Raw genomic sequence first — 20,970 nt, forward strand, 5'->3', positions numbered from 1 at the left:
TCCGAGGGCGCGGGGCGGCTACGCCGCCGCCTTCAGCGCAGCGGCGAGGCTTTCAAACAGGCCCCGACCGTCGGTCCGCCCGATCTGAGCCTCGATGTTGTTTTCCGGGTGCGGCATCATGCCGAGAACATTCAGCTTCTCGGAATAGATGCCGGCGATGCCGTTGATGGCGCCGTTCGGGCCGTCGGCCTGGTCGATCTGGCCATCGGCACGGGCGTAGCGGAAGGCGATACGCCCTTCCGCTTCCAATTGTTTGATGGTGGTTTCGTCGGCGGTATAATTGCCTTCCCCGTGGGCGATGGGGATGCGCAGCAGTTCATTCTTGCGATAGGCGCGGGTGAACGCCGTATCGGCCCGTTCCACCCGCAGGAACACTTCCCGGCAGACAAAGCGCAGCTTGGCGTTGCGCACCAGCACGCCCGGCAGCAGCCCGGCTTCGCACAGGATCTGGAAGCCGTTGCAGATGCCGAGCACCAGCCCGCCCCTCTCGGCATGGGCGCGCACTGCCGCCATGATGTTGGCGCGCGCGGCGATCGCCCCGCAGCGCAGATAATCGCCATAGGAGAAGCCGCCGGGCAGGACGACGAGGTCCGTATGCTTGGGCAGTTCGCTTTCCCCATGCCAGACGATGTTGACATTGGAGCCGGCGACCAGCTTCAGCGCGCGGGCGGCGTCGTGCTCGCGGTTCGATCCAGGGAAGAGAATGACTGCTGATTTCATGGGATCAGTGCATATCCGCGCGTTCAAACCGGCAGGAGGCGCAAGCGGCCGTGCTGGCTGAAATGGGGCCGGAGACTATAACAATTTCAATATGGGGCCACGAAACCGAGGCCGCCAGATCCACCCCGGACAGGGCCGCCGGGCAGGCCGGCACACGTTGGCAATCGTGGCGGCGGGCGATGCGAAGATCGGCCATGAGTCCCTCGGCGAGTCCCTCGTTGAGTCCCCGGTTCGCATTCCTGGCGAGCGGCGACGACAACAAACCCGGTCACTCTGCGAACTCGACCTTATAGGTCTCGATCACGGTATTGGCGAGAAGGCGGTCGCACGCCTCCTTCAAGGCTCCTTCGGCGGACGTCCGGTCGTTGCCGGCCAGCTCCACGTCGAACACCTTGCCCTGACGCACGCTCTGCACACCGGAGACGCCGAGCGAACGCAACGCGCCCTCGATGGCCTTACCCTGGGGATCGAGCACTGCGGATTTCAGCGTGACGATAACGCGCGCCTTCATGGAACATCACTCACAACAGAAGCGGGGGCCTTTCGGCCCCCGCGTAGCAGCTAGGGTCAAAGGTCACAAGCTCACTTGACGAGGACCGGTCCAGTTCCCTGGATCGGCTCGTTCTCGGCGATGATGCCGAGCCGGCGCGCGACCTCCGTATAGGCCTCCACCAGCCCGCCCAAGTCACGACGGAACCGGTCCTTGTCGAGCTTGTCGCTCGACTTCACGTCCCACAGGCGGCAGGAATCGGGGCTGATCTCGTCAGCAACGACAATGCGCATCATGTCGTTTTCCCACAGCCGGCCGCATTCCATCTTGAAATCGACCAGGCGAATCCCGACCCCGAGGAAGAGGCCGGAGAGGAAATCGTTCACGCGGATCGCGAGGGCGATGATGTCGTCGATCTCCTGGGTGGTCGCCCACCCGAAAGCCGTGACATGCTCCTCGGAAACCAGCGGATCGTTCAGCGCGTCGTTCTTGTAGTAGAATTCGATGATCGAACGCGGCAGCGCGGTGCCTTCCTCGATGCCCAGGCGGGTGGACAGCGAGCCGGCGGCGACGTTGCGCACGACGATCTCCAGCGGGATGATCTCCACCTCGCGGATCAGCTGCTCGCGCATGTTCAAACGGCGAATGAAGTGCGTGGGCACGCCGATGTCGTTCAACCGCGAGAAAATATACTCGGAGATGCGGTTGTTCAGCACACCCTTGCCGTCAATCACTTCGTGCTTCTTGGCGTTGAAGGCGGTGGCATCATCCTTGAAGTGCTGGATGAGTGTTCCAGGCTCGGGGCCTTCATAGAGGACCTTCGCCTTGCCTTCGTAAATGCGGCGGCGGCGGCTCATGGGTGTATACCGTCGATTGAGGAAATCCATGGGTTTGCCAAGGCTCCGTTTTCGGTGACGCTCCTTGGCGGGGCGCGCTGGGGCTGTTTCGCAGCACAGAACGCGCCTGATCGAACACTAGCCGATTGGCGCGCCAGATACAACGTATTGGGTCTACAAGGCTGAATGAGCCGTCCCGGTCCGTTGCGTCACATTGATCTGGGAAGGCGCCGCCTATATTCAAGGGCCGCGACGGTGACGTTCGGACATGAGCGATCCCCGGTCACGGAAACGTCAAGATGAGGGCTGCCATGACGACGTTCGACAAGCGCGAGGAGGGGTTCGAAAAGCGATTCGCGCTCGACGAAGAGATCCGCTTCAAGGCGGTGGCGCGGCGCAACAAGCTGCTCGGCCTGTGGGCGGCGGAAAAGCTCGGCCTGTCCGAGGAAGACGCGCAGGCCTATGCCAAGGAAGTGGTCGTCGCCGATCTCGAAGAGCATGGCGACGACGACGTCTATCGCAAGCTGCGGACCGATTTCGACGCCAAGGGCGTCGAGGTGTCCGAGCACCAGATTCGCCGGAACATGGACGAGTTTCTTGCCCAGGCCGTGCTGGAAGTGCGTTCGGAAGGCTGAGCTTCCCGCTTTGCATTTCCACCTGGAGTGCAAGCTTCACGCAGTGTTCCCGATGCAAATGGGGAGCAGCCCGTCCCAAGGGACCGGATGCTCCCCGGCTGTCGGCCAACCGCCGTTCCCGGCGGAGCTTGGTGCCGCGGCGCGCAAAGTTGGAGCGTGACTCATGAAGGCGTGGATAAGAATCCTGGTCGCCGTGCTCGGTGTCGCCGCGCCGGTCTCCCTCGCGCAGGCCGATTCCGCGATGGTGCTGGGCGATCTGAACGTCCGCGCCGGGCCGGGCACGAATTATCCGGTCATCGGCAGCCTCGTGCGCGGCATGAACGTGCAGATCCTCAGCTGCACGCCGGCATGGTGCAGCATCAGCTGGCGCGGCCCGGCCTATGTGTCGGCGGCCTATCTCGGCTTCGACGGTCCGCCGCCCTATATCCAGCCGGGCCCCACAGTGGTGGTTCCCGGCCCCTCCCCCGTGCCGGTCGCACCGGCGATCGTGATCGCGCCGCCGACGGCCCCGCTGGTCTATGCCGCGCCGCCGCCGGTGCTGTTCTACCCTCCTCCGCCCCGCTTCTACGGGCCGCCCCCCGCGCCCGGGCCCTATATCGGCTTCGGCGTCTGGTCCTGGTAGGCCGCGCATTTGCGCCGCGGGCGCGTGCTGTATGCTGGATGGGCACCAGCCGGAGCCCGTCATGCCGCTTCACCCCGATTGGGCCGACCTCGCCCTGCGCCTCGCCTGCGGGCTGATCGGGCTTGATCGCGGCTCGCAGGAACGGGCCGCGGGGTTGCGGACCAACATCATCGTCGGGCTTGCCGCCTGCCTCGCGATGATCAGCGCGAATCTGCTGCTGACCCTGAGCGGCAAGACGCCCGATTCCTTCGTGCAGACCGACGTGATGCGCCTGCCGCTCGGCATTCTCACGGGCGTCGGCTTCATCGGCGCCGGCGCGGTGCTCCATCGCGAAGGGTTGACGCTGGGCGTCACCACGGCGGCCAGCCTCTGGTATGTCACGGTGATGGGCCTGTGCTTCGGCGCAGGTCAGTTCGCATTGGGCGCGATGGCGCTCGGCCTCGGGCTTCTCACCTTGTGGGGGCTGAAGCGGGTCGAGGAGCGCATGGCCCACAAGAAGGCGGTCAAGCTCAGCCTGGTGATCGGGCGCGACGGGCCGTCGGAAGCGGCCGTCCGCCTGCTTCTCGAAGAGGCGGCCATGAAGGTGCGCCACTATTCGCTTCGCGTGGAGCCGGTGAGCGGACAGCGGGAATTGCATTTCGACCTGTGGTGGTCGAGCCGGAGCGGCGCGCAGACCCCTGCGCTGCTGGAGATGCTCGCCTCCAGACCGGGCGTCTTGCAGCTGGACTGGGAAGCCTAGGCTCGACGTCCACTTTGCTTCCCCCGGAAACAGCGGAGGCTTCAGAAGCAGAAAAGGCCGCCCGAGGGCGGCCTTTCCGAAATCTCGCGATCGGTTGGATCAGCGCGAATAGAATTCGACGACCAGATTCGGCTCCATCTGCACCGGGTACGGCACTTCATTGAGCTCGGGGATGCGCACGAAGGTGGCAGCCATCTTGTTATGGTCGACTTCCAGGAAGTCCGGCACGTCACGCTCGGCGAGCTGGGAAGCTTCCAGCACCAGAGCGAGCTGCTTGGAGGAATCCTTCACCTCGATCACGTCGCCGACCTTCACCAGGTAGGACGGGATGTTGACGCGGCGGCCGTTCACCTTGACGTGGCCGTGGCTCACGAACTGGCGGGCGGCGAACACGGTGGGGACGAACTTCGCGCGATAGACCACCGCATCGAGACGACGCTCGAGCAGGCCGATCAGATTGGCGCCGGTGTCGCCCTTGAGGCGGGAGGCTTCCACATAGACGGCGTAGAACTGCTTCTCGCCGATGGAGCCGTAATAGCCCTTCAGCTTCTGCTTGGCGCGCAGCTGCACGCCGAAGTCCGAAAGCTTGCCCTTGCGGCGCTGGCCGTGCTGGCCGGGACCGTATTCGCGGCGATTGACGGGGCTCTTCGGGCGGCCCCAAATGTTTTCACCCATACGGCGATCGATCTTATGCTTCGCCGCAATGCGCTTGCTCATGTAACGCGGATCCTTAGTTTCGTTTTCATTGGGTTCGGATCGCGACCCCTCCTCTGCGGTTCTCGAACACGTTCGAAATCCGCTGACAGGTCCTGCGGCGCGCTGCCGTAGGTCCACGGGTGCGTGAAACGCCAAATAGCCTTCCCGCCGGGGGATTGCTCACCCAGCGAGAACGGGGCTTCTAGTCGCAGATGGCGGCGCTGTCAACGCATGGTGCTTTGCCGGCGCCGCCCCTTGGCGTATTTTGCGATGCAACAATATCGTCAGGGGAGCGCGGCGACATGAAGATCCTGGTCTTTCAGCATGCCGCCGCCGAGCATCCCGGAAGCTTCCGGGAATTCATGGCGGCCGACGGCGTCCAATGGGATGCCGTCGAGCTGGACGAAGGGGAAGCCATTCCCGACCTTGCGCCCTACGACGCGCTCCTGGTGTTCGGCGGCCCCATGGACGTGTGGCAGGAAGCGGAACACCCCTGGCTCATCGCGGAAAAGCAGGCGATCCGCGACTGGGTGCGCGCGGGGCGCCCCTATCTCGGCATCTGCTTCGGCCATCAATTGCTGGCGGATGCCCTGGGCGGCAGCGTCGCTCTCATGCCGACGCCGGAAGTCGGCGTGCGCGATGTCACGCTCACCGCGGAGGGCGCGGCCTCGCCCTTGTTTGCGGGCGCTGCGTCCCGCTTTCCCACACTGCAATGGCATGGCGCCGCCGTCACCGTGCCGCCCGAAGGCGCCGTCGTGCTCGCCGACAACGCGCACTGCCCCATTCAGGCGCTGCAAGTGGGGGCGAGCGCCTTCGGCATCCAGTATCATGTGGAGCTGACGGAGGAGACGGTCCCCGAATGGGGGGTCATCGACGAATATCGCTGCGCGCTCGAAAGCCTCACCGGCGAAGGCGGTCAGGCGATCCTGGAGCAGGATGTCGCGCACCTCCTGCCACTCTTCAAGGCAGAAGCGCAGCGGCTCTATCGCAATTTCCGCGCGGTGGTCGACGCTCACCGCGCCTTGCGCAGCGCCTCCAGCACGGCGATTCCCGGATAGCCGTCCGCCGGCGAGAGACCGACTTTCTGCTGGAAGCCGCGCACCGCGCGCATGGTGTCCTGCCCCACCCGCCCGTCGGTGCCGCCGGTGTTGAAGCCGATGGCGGTCAGCCGTTGCTGGATCTCCTGGATCTCCGGCAAGGTCAAAGGCCGCTCGCCGCCGGGCCAGGGGGTTTCGAAAGGCCCTTCCCCCATCACCCGGTCGCCGAGATGCACCACCGCCAGCGCATAATTGGACGAGGGATTGTAGGAGCGCACGGCATAGAAATTGTGGAGCAGCAGCAGCGCCGGGCCGCCCGGGCCGCCGGGAAGCCACAGCCGGGCATTGTCGTCATAGCCGGCGAGCGACTGGCCATCGATGGTGGTGACGCCGAGCCCGCCCCAGCCGGCGAGGGTCCGCGTGGTCTTGCCGTCGGCCTGCGCCATGTTGAAGCCGGCCGGAAGCCGTGCCTCGAAGCCCCAGGGCTCCCCACGCCGGTATTTGCCGCGCTTCAGAATGTAATTGGCGGTACCGGCGAGGGCGTCGTCGGGCTTGCCGAACGGCGAGATGCGGCCGTTGCCGTCATAATCCACGCCCATGTTGAGCCAGACTTCCGGCATCCATTGGGTATGCCCCATGGCGCCGGCCCAGGAGCCGACCATCTCGCTCGGCGTGCCCCAGCCCCGCTGGACGATCACCAGGGCGTTGAGCAGTTCGGCTTCCCAATAGGAGCGCCGGCGCGGCTCGCCCCAGGCCAGGGCCGAGAGCGAATTGAACACCGGCTTCATGTGCTTGGGATTATCGACCACGTCGCCGAAGGCCGATTCCATGCCCCAATAGCCGAGCATGATGCGCCGATCGACGCCGAAGTCCGCCTCGATCCGGCCGAGCAGCGCGGCATATTCCGCTGCCCGCTTCTTTCCGGTGGCGATGCGCCAATCGGAGACCCGGCGGTTGAGATATTGCCAGGTCTGCTCCTGGAACTCGGGCTGCGAGCGATCCTGGGCATAGACGCTCTTGTCCGGCACCACCTCGGCGAACACGCGGTCGTAGACCTGGTCGGAAACTCCGCGCGCCTGGGCCCGCGCGCGAAATTTCTGCACCCAGGCCCCAAAGGGCTGGGCGGCGCTTTGCGCCAGCGAAGATGACGCTAGGACACCCGAAAGACCCGCGCCGATGAGGCCCGTCGTGAAGGTGCGGCGGTCCAGCTTGAGGGTCACGATGGTGTTCCTGATGGGCGGCTAGGATGCCACAGCGAGGCGGGTCGGCAAAATCTCCGGCATCTCGACCCGGCGCTGCACGAGACCGCCGACCAGCGCGGCATCGAGAGCACGGCCCGTTGAAATGAGCCGCACCGGACCCGGGCTGCCGGCGAACGCCGTGGGGCCGAGCAGCGACACGACCCGCCGCGCGATCGCTTCCGCGGGGTCCACCCAGGCGACAGGCCACGGTGCGAACCGGCGCAGATGGTCGAGGATCAGCGGATAATGGGTACAGGCCAGAACCACGGTGTCGGTGCGCCCGCCGGCGTCGCGCACGAAGCAGGGGGCGATCTCCGCGCGGATATCCGCGTCGTCCACCGCAATCCCCTGGATGAGGGATTCGGCGATGCCCGCCAATCGCTCGCTCGGCACGAGAGACACCGCGCAGGCGCTGGCGAATTCGCGGATCAGGGCATTGGTATAGTCGCGCCGCACGGTGCCGGGCGTCGCGAGCACACTCACCCGCCGGGATACGGAGGCGGCGCAGGCCGGCTTGATGGCGGGCACGGTGCCGACGAAGGGCACGCCGTAGCGCGCCCGCAGAACCGGCAGGGCCAGGGTGGACGCCGTGTTGCACGCGACCACCACGATATCGGGGCGCACGGCCGGCAGCAGGCCGTCCATCACATCGCAGACGCGGCCCGAAAGCGCGGAATCGCTGAGGGCCCCATAGGGGAACCCGGCATCGTCCGCCGCATACACATAATGGGCGTCCGGCCGCAGCCGTGTGATTTCACGAAAAACGGACAGGCCGCCAAGCCCGGAATCGAACACCAGGATGGTCGGCGGGTGAAAACTCATGGACGGCACGGCAGCGTATCTCTCGGCCGAAGCGGTGACTCTTGCCATGGTGTATCCTCGTCGCCCCGGGCGATATTGTGGCTGCGAGGCGTAAAAGAAGCATGAGCGGCGCGCGCGGCCGCTCCGGCATTCCCCGATGGCTTTGACAGGACAGCTCGGCCGGAGGGTGCGTTAGCTGTCGAAGCTATGAAGGTTGTTCATCCGGAGCTTGGCTGAGAAGCTGGGGTTGCGAGCCAACCAACCCTGAGCCGGAGCTTCCCGGATGAACGTTCATAAGAATGCCCGGCTGACACCGTCGGGTCGAGCCCTGCTTGTGGATCGGATAGAGACGGGCTGGCGCGTACGGTCGGCGGCGGCCGCTGCTGGTGTATCGGTGCGAACGGCCTACAAGTGGCTGGGCCGGCATCGGCGAGGGGGCGCGGGCCGGCATTGTGACCGCAGCTCGGCGCCCCGCCGATGTCCCCGTGCCACGCCGGCAGGGCGGGTGGCCGAGATCGAGCGGCTCCGGCGCCAGCGCATGAGCGGCCCCCAGATCGCAGCCTTGCTCGGCATGGCGCGCTCCACGGTTGGGGCGGTCCTGCGGCGCTTGGGACTGGGCCGGCTCTCGGCGCTGGACCCCAAACCTGTGGTCGTCCGCTACGAGAAGGCGGCGCCCGGCGAACTTATCCACATGGACATCAAGAGCCTGGGCCGGATCGATGGGATCGGCCACCGCATCACCGGCCAGCATGCGGGCCATCACCGGGCCCGGGGGATCGGCTACGAACACCTGCACGTCGCCGTCGATGACGCCTCGCGCCTGGCCTATGTCGAGCTGCTGCCGAGCCTGGGGCGCGAGGATGCCACCGGCTTCCTGCGGCGGGCCCTGGCCTGGTATGCCCGCCACGGCATCACCGTCCAGCGGGTGATGACCGACAACGGCTCGGCCTATCGCTCCAGGCTATTCGCCGATGCCTTGCGGGACGCCGGCGCCCGTCACGTCCGCACCCGCCCCTACACCCCGCGCACTAACGGCAAGGCCGAGCGCTTCATCCAGACATCCCTGCGCGAGTGGGCCTACGCCAGGCCCTATTGCTCCTCAAGGGAACGGGCGGCCGCCGCCCACACCTGGGCAGACACCTACAATCTCTCCAGACCCCACACCGCTCTCGGCGGACTGCCACCTTGGAAAAGGCTGAACAACCTTCTTGGAAACGACAGTTAGCCCTGGAATTCCGGCGTGTGCAGAATGAGCCCGTCCAGCTTCGCATCCAGCACGATCTGGCAGGACAGGCGCGAAGTGGGGCGCACGTCGCGGGCGAAATCGAGCATGTCCTCTTCCATGCCCTGGGGCTCTCCCACCGCCTCGCGCCATGCTTCGTCCACATAGACATGGCAGGTGGCACAGGAGCAGGCGCCGCCGCACTCCGCATCGATGCCGGGCACGAGATGGCGGACGGCGACCTCCATGGCGGTACTGCCTTCCGGCGCGGTGAAGGTCCGGGCGACACCATCAAAGGAAACGAATGTAATGCGCGGCATGTCTTGCTCAGTCTCTCGCTCAGTCCCACAGGTTCCCCGGCAGGCGACGGCGTGCACGCCCACTGGCGCGGCTATAACGGCCGCCGATCTGCAAGGCCAGACTTAAGACGGCGCGCCTGTTAACGATATCTTCATATGTGTGGCCGGGCATGGTTCCAATCACCACCCGGTCATAGTTAAGATAAGGTAAGGTAAACCGTCTGGTTCAGGAAGGCGCTTGCTCTCCGCGACCCGACGATTTCGAGCGAAGTTCGGGCGATGGACGTGCATGCGCATCCATCCCCGCGACAGAGGCGAACGGCCACCATGAAGACCCCGAAGAAGATCCAGGATCCCACGGAGGCCGCCCTCTCGGCGATCCAGGAGGCGTTGACCCTGCCCCTCGACGAGACGGAGGTTGCGCCTCCCACGGACGAGCGGCCGGCGCCGCCAAGCCGGGATGGAAAGTCGCCCGGGCGCCGTCCGAGGGTCGATGTCGCCGGCCGGCGCGCCGCCAATGATGATCGCCAGACCGTCGGTCAATTGCTCAGCCAGTTGCAGCGCCGCTCCTCGGCCGCACCGCTCTGGTGGGCACTCGCGGTCTCGGTGGTGTGGATCGCCTTCGGCGTCGCCTATGCCGTCGCCTCCCATTCCACGGCGTTTGCCGATGCCAGCGGCGTCAGCGCAATTCTCGCCTCCCCCGCGCTTCTGACGATCCTCGCGGGCCTCGTCCTGCCGCCCCTCGCCTTCTTCGCCATGGCCGCGATGATCCGCCGCTCGCGCGACCTGCAATTGATCGCCCGCTCCATGACCGAGGTGGCGCTGCGCCTCGCGCAGCCGGAATCCCTCGGCACCGATGCGGTGGTGTCGGTCGGCCAGGCGGTGCGCCGCGAAGTGGCGGCCATGGGCGAGGGCCTCGATCGCGCGGTCGCCCGCGCCGCCGAGCTGGAAGCCGTGGTCCGCAACGAGGTCTCGATCCTCGAACGGGCCTATGAAGGCAACGAGATCCGCATCCGCAACCTGATCGAGGAGCTTCAGGCCGAGCGCCAGAACATCCTGATCCACACCGACCGGCTGCGTGAAGGCATCATGGATGCCGACAGCCTGCTCTCCACCGACATCAAGGAAATCGCCGACCGGGTGGAAAGCGGCGTGCTCACCGCCGCCGAGCGCGTCACGGACGTGTTCTCCCAGCGCGGCGGGGAAATCCTCGACAATCTCACCCGCTCCAGCGAACGCCTGGAAGGCGCGCTCAAGAGCCGCACCGAGGAACTGAACGCCAGCCTGCTCAGCTCCAGCGGCGAACTCGCCAGCATGATTTCGCGCTGGAGCGAGGACGTCAGCACGAACGTCGAGACCACGCGCACCGTCATCGCCGACACGCTCGCGGCCAACAGCGCCCGCCTCAGCGCCGACATGGCGGCCCGCGTGGCCGACCTGAACGATACCGCCGACCGGATGCAGGAGAATATCTTCGCGGCCGCCGACCGCGCCGGCGAGATGTTCGCCGAAAAGGGCGAGCAGATGGTCGAGACCCTCACCCGCGTGGGCGACACCGTGGCCGACGGCATCCACGCCAAGAGCAACGAGGTGATCGACCGCCTGCAGATGACCGGCACCGAATTGCGCGCCGACCTGACCCAGGCCAGCGAGAAGCTGGAAGGCACGCTCAAGGCGCGCACCGACGATCTCAGCGCCTCGCTGATATCGGCGACCACGGAAGTGTCGCTCCTGGTCTCGCGCTGGAGCGACGAGGTCTATTCCGGCGTCGAATCCACCCGCACCGTCATCGCCGACACCCTCAACGCCAACAGCGCCCAGATCACCGAGGAGATCGCCCAGCGCGTCAGCGACGTCACCGACACGCTGCGTCGCACCGGCGACACCATGGCGCTGGAGTTCTCCACCCGTGGCGGCGACATCGTGCGCAAGCTCGAAGAGACCGGCGCCCGCGTGGCCGAGACCATCTCGCTCCACGGCGGCGATTTCGCCGACCGCATCGAGACCACCGGCAATCGCATCCACGAAACCATCGCCGCCCAGAGCGACGCGTTGCAGGATCGCCTCGCCGATACCGGTGACCGCCTGGCGCAGGCCCTGGAGCGCAGCGGCGTTCAGGTGACCGAGTCGCTGGTGCAGAAGGGCGACGAGATCGCCGAATCCCTCACCCGCGCCGGCACCGACATGACCGACCGGCTGGGCGCCGTCGGCAGCGAGGTCACCGAGGCCATCGGTGAGCGCGGCAGCAAGGTGACGCAAGCCTTCAGCGAAACCGCCGACATGCTCGTGACCACCATCACCGCCAAGAGCGAAGCCATCGAGGACATGCTCGACGGGCGCCTGAAGGCGCTGGATGAAACCATCACGGTGCGCGGCGGCGAACTCGCCGAGCGCATCGGCCGCGACAGCACCTTGATGGCCCGGGCCGTGCGGGATGGCGTCAGCACCTTCGACAGCGCGCTGCGCGAACATGCGCCGGCGCTGGTGGACGGCATCGCCAATCAGGTGGATGCCCTCAACGAGACGCTGCGCGGCACGCTCGAAACCATGGACGCGCGTTTCGGAGCCGCCGCCCAATCCGCGACGGCGAGCCTGGACGAGCGCGTCGCCCGCATCACCCAGACCATCGACGCGCGCGCCGAAAACCTCACCGACGCCCTCGCCGACCGCACCGCGGAGATCACCAAGCTGCTCGCGGACGGTACCCGTTCCAGCCAGGTCGCGCTGGACGGCACGCTGTCGAGCCTCGATGCCTTCTTCACCGAACGCACCCAGGCGCTCAGCGAAGAGCTGGCGAACCGGGCCGGTGAAATCAGCGGCACCATCGCCGACAGCGCCCGCACGACGCGCGCGGCGGTGGAACAGTCGCTCGAGTCCCTGAACGAAATGTTCGGCCAGCGCAGCCAGAGCCTCACCGAGGCGCTGGAAAGCCGCACCGGCGAGATCGACCGCCTGATCGCCGAGGGAACCCGCGCGACCCAGGCGGCGGTGGAACAGTCCCTGGACACGCTCAACGGCATGTTCGCCGAGCGCAGCCAGAGCCTCACCGAGGCCTTGGACAGCCGGACCAGCGAGATCGACCGCGTGATCGCGGAAGGCACCCGCACCGCCAAGGCGTCGGTCGAACAATCGCTGGACACGCTCAACGGTCTGTTCACCCAGCGCAGCCAGACCCTCACCGAGGCCTTGGCGAGCCGGACCACGGACATCACCCGCGCGTTGAGCGAGGGCACCCGCGCCACCCACGCGGCGGTGGAACAATCGCTCGATACGCTGGAAGCCTTCTTCAACCAGCGCTCGGAAAGCCTGAGCGACACGCTGACGAACCGCACCGCGGACATCGCCCGCACGCTCACCGAAGGCACCCGCTCCACCGGCGCGGCGCTCGACCAATCGCTGGAATCCCTGGACGCCTTCTTCGGCGAGCGGGCGGACAGCATCGCCGAGAAGGTGGCCGCGCGCACGGCCCATATCACCCAGGCCCTTGCCGAGGGCACGGACGCCACCAATGCGGCGCTCGACCAATCGCTGAACCAGCTCGACTCCTTCTTCGCGACGCGCAGCCGCGCGCTCAGCGACATGGTGGGCGAACGCGCGAACTTCGCCAGCCGCACCATCGGCACCCGGGCGGACGAAATCGCCGCCATGCTCGACGGCCGTGTGGCGCGCATCGAGGATCTGGTGACCGGCCGCCTGGCCGAGGTGACCGAGGGGCTGGAACAGCGCAGCCTCGCCGTCGCGGAAAGCCTCGCCAGCCGCGTGGAGGCGGTGACCAGCCAGATGTCGAGCGAAGCCGGAACGGTGGAGCGCAATCTGGTGCAGCTCGCGGACAATGTCGGGCGCGGCCTTTCGATCCAGGCCGACAGCGTCTCGGCGATCCTCGGCGCACGCCTCAACGAGATCGGCGATCTGATCGAGTCCAAGAGCGACAGCTTCGTCACCGCCCTGCGGACCACCGGCGAAAGCGCGGTGGCGCAGATCACCTCCACCCACGGCACGCTCCAGGCCGAGGTGGAAGGCATCGTGGAACGGCTCAACACCGCCAACGGCACCTTCCAGCAGGCCATGGGCAATGTGGTGGCCTCGCTGACCCAGTTCGAGGGCGGCTTCGCCGACCAGGTGAAGGCGCTCGAAAGCTCCGTGGGGCTGATGGGCGATGCGGCGAGCGCGACCCTGGGGCAGATGGATGCGCAGGTTCAGACCCTGCGGACCCTCACCCAGGGGGCCTTGAAGGATATCGCCGGCCTCACCACCCGCTTCGAGGAACAAGGCCGCCTGGTGCGCGCCGCGTCCGAACAGCTGGGGCAGAGCCACGAGCAGGTGGATCAGACCCTCACCAACCGGCGCGTGGCCATCGACCAACTGGCCGCCTCCCTCACCGAGCGCGTGCAGGACCTGGACGACCGGCTCCAGGGCTTCCACGGCACGCTGGAGCAATCGCTCCAGACGGCGCAAAAGCGGGCCAGGGAAATCGCCGCCATCGTCGCGGATTCGGCCAGCACCTCCTCGAAGGCGCTGGAAAGCCAGATGGAGCGCATGCGCACCAGCTCGGATGCCGAGCGCGAGCGCATGATGCAGGCGCTGACCAGCACCTACCAATCCGCGCTGACTGACGTGAACGGCCTGTTCGAGGATACCGGCCGCCGCTTCAACGATGTCGCCCGCGAACTGAAGGGCGCGGCCCAGGAAGTGCAGCAGTCCATCGAGCTGGCGCGCGAGGAAATGAAGCGCGGCATTCTCGAACTGCCGGCCGAAACCGAGGCCAGCGCCGCCACCATGCGGCGCGCGGTGGCCGAGCAGATCAAGGCCTTGGCGGAACTCAACGAGATCGTGGCCCGGCAGGGGCAGGCCGCCGATGTGGCCGCGCCTGCGGGCCGGGTCATCGCACGGGAAGCCGCATCGGTTGCCCCGCGCGATCCCATTGCCCGGGACACCGCCGTGCGCGAGACGCGCCGCGAGCCGGCCCGTGAGCAACCGCGCGACGCACGCCCGGAGCCCGTGCAGCCCGTGCGCACCCGCGCCGAGCCGCCGAGCGGACCGGTCGGCCCCTTCGAACCGAACCGCCGTCCGGCGCCCCGCCGGCCGGAGCCGGTCGCCGAACGGACGCCAGACCCGCGTCCCCTCGCCCGCGCGCCCCAACAGCGCGAGACCGAGGACAATGCCCGCGAGGGCTGGCTCTCCGAGCTTCTGGCGCGCGCGTCCGGGGATCTGGCGGAAGCCAAGCTGGACCCGAAGCCGGAGCCGGTGCGTCCCGCTCCGCGCCCGACCCGCGACCGGCCGCATCACCACACCATCGAGTCGCTGGATTCGCTCTCGGTCGATATCGCCCGCATGATCGATCATCAGGCGGCGGTGGAGCTGTGGGAGCGCTACAAGCGCGGCGAGCGCAACGTCTTCACGCGCAAGCTCTACACGATGCAGGGTCAGCAGACCTTCGAGGAACTGCGCCGCAAATATCGCGCGGACGCCGAGTTCCACGAGATCGTGGACCGCTATGTGGCCGAATTCGAGCGCCTGCTCGATCAGGTGGCGGCGGACGACCGGGGCAATGTCCTCACCAAGACCTATCTCACCTCGGACACCGGCAAGGTCTACACCATGCTGGCCCACGCGGCGGGGCGGTTCGACTGACACCGGACCGGGCGCACTGGGGCATCTGAAGACGGGCGGGAGCGATCCCGCCCTTTTTCATGTCCGGCCCAGCGCCGGCTGATCCGCGCGGTGGGATCGTCGGACGGGTCAGCAGCGTGCCGCGCCCATCCTGTGCCGCACGGGCGGATGCCCGACGCGGGAGGAAGATCGCGGGCCGATGGTGTCGGACGCGTGCGCTCAGAAGCGCACGGACGCCCAGCGGACGATCTCGACCAGAACCTGGTTGGATGCGGCATCCAGCGATGCCGCCACGGTGGCGCCATTGACGGTCGCGACCGGCACGCGGGCCGAGAACACCTGGGCCGCCAGGATGCGGCCGCCGGCATTGCCGATGATCTTCGCCGAAAGCTCCACCACGGCGGTGGAGGTGCCATTCTCCACCCGCACACCGAAGGTGCGGATGTCGATGTTGAGCTGATATTCCGCCGTGATCCCGTCACCCGGACGCGCGACGCGGCGCAGCTTGCTGCCGTTCTCGAAAGCCTGGATGGTCCGGGCCTGGAGCAGCGCCGGCAGGCGATCGCCCCATTGCGCATCGGCCAGATAGGTGATCTGGCCCGGGGCCGGCTCCACCAGGATCTTCTCGGTGTCGAGCGCTGCGAGGGCGGTCGGGGTCGGAACCACCATCTGCCCGGTGCCAGCGCCCCGCGCGGTGAAATTGCCGGGGGCCGAGAGATCGAATGTCGGCACCGGGGCGGACGAACAGGCCGCCAGCGCCAGCACCGTCGTCAGGGCGAGGAGCGGCCGCACGGGCCGGCGCGGGGAAAGGGACACTTTACTCACCCTTGGCTCGCGGATCATCACGGCTCACCGCCTGTATTCTGGAACGGAACTGCCGCCGAAGATGAACTGGCGGGGATTGCGCTCCAGATTCTTGAAGACGCGCTCGATCTCGGAAAGCGTGCGACGCCCGTCCGTCGCCAGCGCTTCGTATTGGCGCAGGCCCGGTCCGGTGAATTTCTCGATCTGGCCGGCCAGATCGGCGGTGCGCTTGTCGAGATTGTCCGAGAGGCGGCGGACCGAGGCGGCGGCATCGGAGACCTGCTGCACCATCCCGTCCTTGTCGCCGGTGGCGCGCTTGAGATTGTCCAGCACGCCGTCGGCCTTGTTGGCGAGGTCGTTCAGCTGGCCCGACAGGTCGTTCACGCGCTTCAGCAGCGAGCCGACATCCTCTGACCGGTCGGAGACGGCCTTGGTGAAGGTGTCCACATTGGCGACGATGGCCGCCACTTTCTGCGGATCGATGGCTTCCAGCACGGTGTTCACGCGCCGGGCCACGCCCTGCACGGTCTCGACCAGGCTGGCGATGCCGCTGCCGCCCTCGGCCTCGATGCGGGGAAATCCGTTGGGGCCGATGGGAAGCTGGGCCGCGTTCGCCGCGCCGCCGCGAATGCTCACCGCCACGATGCCGGTGAGGCCCTGCGATTCGAGGGTGGCGCGCGCATCCGCCAGGATCGGCACATTGGGCTGGACGCCGATGCGCACGAGAACCTCGTCGGGGGCGCCGGGCACCAGCCCCAATTGCAGCACCTGTCCCACGGGGATGCCGTTGAACAGCACGTTGTTGCCCTGCCGCAGGCCGCTCACGGTGCCGGAATAGACGATCTCATAGGTCTTTCGCCCTTCGGAATCCTGGGGGCGCGCGAACCAATAGACGAAGGCGAACGCCGCAACGATCACGATCAGGGTAAATGCGCCTATGGTGGTGTAGTTGGCACGGGTTTCCATCCTTACCTTCCCACCTCACCGTTTCGCCTGAACCGCGCGGGCGCGCGTTCCGTGAAAATACGCCCGCAGCCACGGATGCTGCGCTTCCATCATCGTCTCGATCGTTCCTTGGGCGATAACTTTACCATCCGCCAGGGCCGCGATCCGATCGCAGACCGTGTGCAGACTGTCCAGATCGTGCGTTACCATGAAAACGGTCAGGCCCAAAGTCTGCTGAAGGGTTCGAATGAGTTCGTCGAAATCCCCGGCACCGATCGGATCGAGGCCGGACGTGGGTTCGTCGAGGAACAGCACTTCCGGATCAAGCGCCAGCGAGCGCGCAAGCGCCGCACGCTTGATCATGCCGCCTGACAGTTCGGACGGCAATTTCTCCCCCACATCGCACTTCAAGCCGACCATCTCGATCTTCGCATAGGCGATGTCGTCCATCATGCGCTGGGAAAGCTTGAGATTCTCCCGCAGCGGAAACTGGATGTTCTGCTTCACCGTCAGGGAGGAGAACAGCGCCCCCTGCTGGAACAGCACGCCCCACCGCCGCTCCATGGCGGAGCGTTCGGTCTCGCTCAGGGTGTCGATGTCGTGCCCGAACACCTCCACATGGCCGGAGCGCTTCGGCACCAGGCCGAGAATGGTGCGCGTGAGCACGGATTTGCCGCCGCCGGACGTGCCGACGAAGCCGAGAATCTCCCCGCGCAGGATGTCGAGGCTGAGGTGGTCGAGAACGATGCGGTCGCCGAATCCCACCACGAGGTCGCGCACCCGAATGATGGGTTCGCGATAGCCCTCCATCTCCTCCAGTCCGCTGCGCCTCATGTCGAGCGTGGTGGTGTTCATCATGCCTCACATATCGATCGAGGCGAAGAACATGGCGAACACGCCATCCATGACGATCACGAGGAAGATCGACTGCACGACGGACTTGGTGGTGTGGTTGCCGAGCGATTCTGCGCTGCCGCCGACGCTGAGCCCTTCCAGGCACGCCACGAGGCCGATCACCGCCGCCATGAACGGCGCCTTGATCATGCCCACCAGGAAATGGTCGATGGAGATCGCATCCTTCAGCCGGTCGATGAACACGTCCGGGGCGATGCCGCCATAGGTCCACGCGACCAGCCCGCCGCCGATGAGCGCCGACATGGAGCCGATGAAAGTGAGCAGCGGCAGGGCGATGATCAGAGCCAGGATGCGGGGCACCACCAGGATTTCCACCGGGTCGAACCCCATCACGCGCAGGGCGTCCACCTCCTCGCGCATGCGCATCGAGCCGAGCTCGGCGGTATAGGCGCTGCCGGAGCGGCCGGCGATCATGATGGAGACGATCAGCACGCCGAGTTCGCGCAGCACCAGCACGCCCACCATGTCGACCACATAGATGTCGGCGCCGAACCGGCGGAAATGGAAAATGCCCTGCTGGGCGAGAATGCAGCCGATCAGGAAGGTGATGAGAATGATGATCGGCACCGCGCGGAAACCGACGCGGTCGACCTGATTGACCATGGCGGTGAAGCGGAACGTGCGCGGGCGGGCCGCCATGCGCAGCCCGGCGGCGATCGAGGCGCCGATGAAATTCAGCAGGTCCATGGCATCGACGGAGATCGACACCACTTCGCGGCCGACCCGCTCTAGCATCGTGTCGTGGCGACGCACCGGCGGCTGAGGCTCGTGCCCGGTGCGCTTCATCTCTTCGAGCAGCACCCGGTACCGCCGCTTCAGGCCGCGCACCTCCGGTTCCACCCCATCCACCGCCCACGCGCGGCGCAGGCGCTCCAGCAGCAGGGCGCCGAACGTGTCCATGCGCTCAATGCCGGAAAGATCGATGTCCACATTGCCGGCGCGCGGATGCGCACTGGTGGCCTCGTCCACGAGATGTTCGAGATCGTCCGCCCGATCCGATGTCCAGAGGCCACGCCCCACCACCATCAGGCGGTCGCCGGCGGGCGTCACATCGAGGAGCGAGGCGTTGGCCACTCAGGTCTCCGGAAAACGACCGCGCTTGAGTGTGCGCAGCTCCATGGTCATACTCGGCCCACCGCACCGCGTCGAGGGTGCAAAAGCGCCGCCCGTCCGGCCGTTGTCCCGCCTATTCCTTCAACAGCCCCACAGCGTTAACGAAATATGCCATCCCTCACGGTCGAGATCGAGCGCTTTCCCGTTGCGGGAACGTTCACCATTTCCCGGGGCTCGAAGACCGAAGCGGTGGTGGTGGTCTCGCACCTGCGGCAAGGGCCGCATGCGGGGCGCGGGGAATGCGTTCCTTATGCGCGCTATGGGGAAACCGTCGAAGGCGTTGCGCGCGACATACGCGCCCTGGCGCCGGCCCTGGCGGCAGGGCTCGACCGCGCCGGCCTGCAAGCCCTCCTGCCCGCGGGCGCGGCCCGCAACGCGCTCGACTGCGCGCTGTGGGATCTGGAGGCGAAGCGGACGGGCGTTCCGGCGCACCGGCTTGCCGGCCTCCCGGAACCCCGGCCCTTGACGACGGCCTTCACGCTGAGTCTCGACACGCCGGCCGCCATGGCCGACGCGGCGGTGGCCGCCGGCCGGCCCCTGCTGAAGCTGAAGTTCGGCGGCGCCGGCGACGTGGAGCGGATTGCCGCCGTCCGGGCGGCGGTGCCCGACGCGCGGCTGATCGTCGATGCCAACGAAAGCTGGTGCGCGGACGATCTCATCGCGAATCTCGATGCCTGCGCGCGGGCGGGCGTGGAATTGATCGAACAGCCCCTTCCGGCGGACAATGACGCGGCGCTTGCCCGCGTCCCCCACCTCGTGCCGATCTGCGCGGACGAGAGCGTGCATGATCGCGCCGGGCTGGCGGACCTGCGCACGCGCTATGACGCGGTGAACATCAAGCTGGACAAGACCGGCGGCCTCACCGAGGCGCTTGCGCTCGCCGAGGCGGCGAAGGCGCAGGGCTTCGGCCTCATGGTCGGCTGCATGCTCGCCTCCTCGCTCGCCATGGCGCCGGCCATGCTGGTGGCGCAGCTGGCGCAGGTCGTGGACCTGGACGGCCCCCTTCTGCTGGCCCGCGACCGCGAACCGGGCCTGCGCTACGACGGCGCCCGCGCCTTTCCGCCCGAACCGGCGCTCTGGGGCTGAAGCCAGAGCGTGCCGAGGGCGAGCAGGCCCCCGAGGCCGCCCAGAGCCGCCGAAGCCAGGAAGCAGTGGGCGCCATATTCAGTCCAGAACGCACCCGCGGCCGCGCTCGCCCCGGATAGGGTCAGGCTCACGCTCCAGGCGGCGATGGATTGGGTGCCCGCCGCGCGGTGCTCCGGCGTCGTGCGCGCCACCAGCTCGACCATGCCGAGATAGGTCGCCCCGAACGTCGCGCCGTGCAGCAATTGCAGCCCCACCAGCATCGCAAGCGGCGGATTGTAAGCATAGGACGCGAAGCGGATCACCGCCGCCAGTCCGCCGAGCGCGATCAGGTTCAACGGCCCGAGCCGGGCCACCGCCCGCGTCCCGAACCGAAAGAAGACGATCTCCGCCCCGACGCCGATCGCCCAGAGGACGCCGATGACGCCGAGCGGAATGCCGGTGGCGGCCCAATGCACGGAGCCGAAGGCGTAGAGCGTCGCATGGCTCGCCTGGACCAGGGCGGCGGCGGCGATGCCGGCAATCAGGACCGGCGGCACCCGCACGCGCGAAAGGCCCGCAGCCGCCGCTTCCGGCGGGCGCCGCAATTCCGGCAGCGCCAACGTGCCGGCGAACAGGGCGACCTGCCCGGCGACCATCAGCGCCACCACGATGCCCGCGCCGGCCTGCGCCACCAGCAGGCCACCCAGCAGATTGGCGCAGACGAAGGCGGCCGAGCCCCAGAGGCGGCTGCGGCCATAATCCACGGTTCCGCGCCGCGCCTGCCGGGTCGCATAGGCATCCAGCAGCGAGAAGGACGGATTCCACGCCATGGCCGTGATCCCGAGCACCACGTAGATGGCGAACGTGCCGTGGGAGAAGGCCAGCGCTGCCATCAGGATGCTGGAGGCCAGGGCGAGCCACACCAGGATCGCCTTGGGCCGGCCGAGCCGGTCCGAAAGCAGGCCGAGAACCGGGGTCGCAATCAGGCGCGTGACCAGCGGCACGGCCAGCGCCATGCCGATCTCATCGGGATCGAGGCCGCGGGCGATGAGCCAGAGCGAGAAGAACGGCATATAGATGCCGAGGGAGAAATAGAGGGCGCCGAAGGCGCAGGCCAAGGCCAGCTGAACCGGCCGCGCGTCCCCCTCGCCTTTGGTCATCACGATCTCCCACGGGCGTC

General features: G+C 67.2%; 19 protein-coding genes. 7 read left to right on the plus strand and 12 right to left on the minus strand.

The genetic code is table 11. The features are described 5' to 3' along the window. Positions 1 to 18: 18 nt before the first annotated feature. The 3 genes from purQ to purC all read right to left on the minus strand — a co-directional run bounded on the left by purQ (position 19) and on the right by purC (position 2,097). Positions 19 to 720, minus strand: coding sequence for a phosphoribosylformylglycinamidine synthase subunit PurQ (gene purQ, locus V5F84_RS13585; protein WP_394043362.1), 702 nt, complete (start codon positions 718 to 720; stop codon positions 19 to 21). Positions 721 to 988: 268 nt separating this feature from the next. After that, on the minus strand, positions 989 to 1,231 hold the full coding sequence (gene purS, locus V5F84_RS13590; RefSeq protein ID WP_394043361.1) for a phosphoribosylformylglycinamidine synthase subunit PurS: 243 nt from the start codon (positions 1,229 to 1,231) through the stop codon (positions 989 to 991). A 71-nt stretch (positions 1,232 to 1,302) separates the two neighbouring features. Then, complete coding sequence (gene purC, locus V5F84_RS13595; protein WP_394043360.1) at positions 1,303 to 2,097, minus strand: phosphoribosylaminoimidazolesuccinocarboxamide synthase; 795 nt, start codon at positions 2,095 to 2,097, stop codon at positions 1,303 to 1,305. 260 nt (positions 2,098 to 2,357) lie between these two features. On the opposite strand from purC, the gene V5F84_RS13600 reads away from it, so the two are divergent. The 3 genes from V5F84_RS13600 to V5F84_RS13610 all read left to right on the plus strand — a co-directional run bounded on the left by V5F84_RS13600 (position 2,358) and on the right by V5F84_RS13610 (position 4,042). Beyond that, positions 2,358 to 2,681, plus strand: coding sequence for a DUF1476 domain-containing protein (locus V5F84_RS13600; RefSeq protein ID WP_394043359.1), 324 nt, complete (start codon positions 2,358 to 2,360; stop codon positions 2,679 to 2,681). A 163-nt stretch (positions 2,682 to 2,844) separates the two neighbouring features. After that, positions 2,845 to 3,303, plus strand: a complete 459-nt coding sequence (locus V5F84_RS13605) for an SH3 domain-containing protein (protein ID WP_394043358.1) — start codon at positions 2,845 to 2,847, stop codon at positions 3,301 to 3,303. 61 nt (positions 3,304 to 3,364) lie between these two features. Next, the gene (locus V5F84_RS13610) at positions 3,365 to 4,042 is read left to right on the plus strand and encodes an MgtC/SapB family protein (RefSeq protein ID WP_394043357.1); all 678 of its coding nucleotides are present in this window, start codon (positions 3,365 to 3,367) and stop codon (positions 4,040 to 4,042) included. Positions 4,043 to 4,141: 99 nt separating this feature from the next. On the opposite strand, the gene rpsD is transcribed toward V5F84_RS13610, so the two are convergent. After that, positions 4,142 to 4,759, minus strand: a complete 618-nt coding sequence (gene rpsD / locus V5F84_RS13615) for a 30S ribosomal protein S4 (protein WP_394012340.1) — start codon at positions 4,757 to 4,759, stop codon at positions 4,142 to 4,144. A 281-nt stretch (positions 4,760 to 5,040) separates the two neighbouring features. On the opposite strand from rpsD, the gene V5F84_RS13620 reads away from it, so the two are divergent. Continuing rightward, positions 5,041 to 5,796 (plus strand): type 1 glutamine amidotransferase, encoded by a 756-nt coding sequence (locus tag V5F84_RS13620; protein ID WP_394043356.1) that lies wholly within the window; start codon positions 5,041 to 5,043, stop codon positions 5,794 to 5,796. Here V5F84_RS13620 and V5F84_RS13625 read toward each other — a convergent pair. Then, positions 5,751 to 6,995 (minus strand): lytic murein transglycosylase, encoded by a 1,245-nt coding sequence (locus tag V5F84_RS13625; protein WP_394043355.1) that lies wholly within the window; start codon positions 6,993 to 6,995, stop codon positions 5,751 to 5,753. The genes V5F84_RS13620 and V5F84_RS13625 overlap by 46 nt on opposite strands. 21 nt (positions 6,996 to 7,016) lie before the next feature. Continuing rightward, positions 7,017 to 7,838, minus strand: a complete 822-nt coding sequence (gene murI, locus V5F84_RS13630) for a glutamate racemase (RefSeq protein ID WP_394043543.1) — start codon at positions 7,836 to 7,838, stop codon at positions 7,017 to 7,019. Positions 7,839 to 8,100: 262 nt separating this feature from the next. Here murI and V5F84_RS13635 point away from each other — a divergent pair, with 262 nt between their 5' ends. After that, positions 8,101 to 9,042 carry an IS481 family transposase gene (locus V5F84_RS13635; protein WP_509277113.1) on the plus strand — a complete coding sequence of 314 codons (942 nt, stop codon included), beginning with the start codon at positions 8,101 to 8,103 and terminating at the stop codon, positions 9,040 to 9,042. Here V5F84_RS13635 and V5F84_RS13640 read toward each other — a convergent pair. Next, positions 9,039 to 9,359, minus strand: coding sequence for a 2Fe-2S iron-sulfur cluster-binding protein (locus tag V5F84_RS13640; RefSeq protein WP_394044798.1), 321 nt, complete (start codon positions 9,357 to 9,359; stop codon positions 9,039 to 9,041). The genes V5F84_RS13635 and V5F84_RS13640 overlap by 4 nt on opposite strands. Positions 9,360 to 9,665: 306 nt before the next feature. Between V5F84_RS13640 and V5F84_RS13645 the strand changes: the two genes are divergently transcribed. After that, positions 9,666 to 14,969 carry an apolipoprotein A-IV repeat region-like domain-containing protein gene (locus V5F84_RS13645; protein ID WP_394044800.1) on the plus strand — a complete coding sequence of 1,768 codons (5,304 nt, stop codon included), beginning with the start codon at positions 9,666 to 9,668 and terminating at the stop codon, positions 14,967 to 14,969. Positions 14,970 to 15,167: 198 nt separating this feature from the next. On the opposite strand, the gene V5F84_RS13650 is transcribed toward V5F84_RS13645, so the two are convergent. Genes V5F84_RS13650 through V5F84_RS13665 form a run of 4 tightly spaced genes read right to left on the minus strand, consistent with a single transcriptional unit; the run spans position 15,168 to position 18,638 of the window. Continuing rightward, a complete protein-coding gene (locus V5F84_RS13650) occupies positions 15,168 to 15,773 on the minus strand; it encodes an ABC-type transport auxiliary lipoprotein family protein (protein WP_394044802.1) in 606 nt (201 codons plus the stop codon). 24 nt (positions 15,774 to 15,797) lie between these two features. Further along, entirely contained in the window at positions 15,798 to 16,718 is a 921-nt protein-coding gene (locus V5F84_RS13655; protein WP_394044804.1) for an MlaD family protein, read from the minus strand. Between the two features lie 15 nt (positions 16,719 to 16,733). After that, positions 16,734 to 17,552, minus strand: a complete 819-nt coding sequence (locus V5F84_RS13660; protein ID WP_394045020.1) for an ABC transporter ATP-binding protein — start codon at positions 17,550 to 17,552, stop codon at positions 16,734 to 16,736. Between the two features lie 6 nt (positions 17,553 to 17,558). Further along, positions 17,559 to 18,638: an ABC transporter permease gene (locus V5F84_RS13665; protein WP_394045022.1), complete on the minus strand. Its 1,080-nt coding sequence runs from the start codon at positions 18,636 to 18,638 to the stop codon at positions 17,559 to 17,561. A gap of 195 nt (positions 18,639 to 18,833) precedes the next feature. On the opposite strand from V5F84_RS13665, the gene dgcA reads away from it, so the two are divergent. Next, complete coding sequence (dgcA, locus tag V5F84_RS13670) at positions 18,834 to 19,811, plus strand: N-acetyl-D-Glu racemase DgcA (RefSeq protein WP_394044806.1); 978 nt, start codon at positions 18,834 to 18,836, stop codon at positions 19,809 to 19,811. On the opposite strand, the gene V5F84_RS13675 is transcribed toward dgcA, so the two are convergent. Next, positions 19,763 to 20,950, minus strand: coding sequence for an MFS transporter (locus V5F84_RS13675; RefSeq protein ID WP_394044808.1), 1,188 nt, complete (start codon positions 20,948 to 20,950; stop codon positions 19,763 to 19,765). The genes dgcA and V5F84_RS13675 overlap by 49 nt on opposite strands. Between the last annotated feature and the right edge of the window lie 20 nt (positions 20,951 to 20,970).

This window comes from Roseixanthobacter liquoris (genome assembly GCF_043195135.2).
In the GTDB taxonomy this organism is placed as follows: Bacteria; Pseudomonadota; Alphaproteobacteria; order Rhizobiales; family Xanthobacteraceae; genus NCEH01.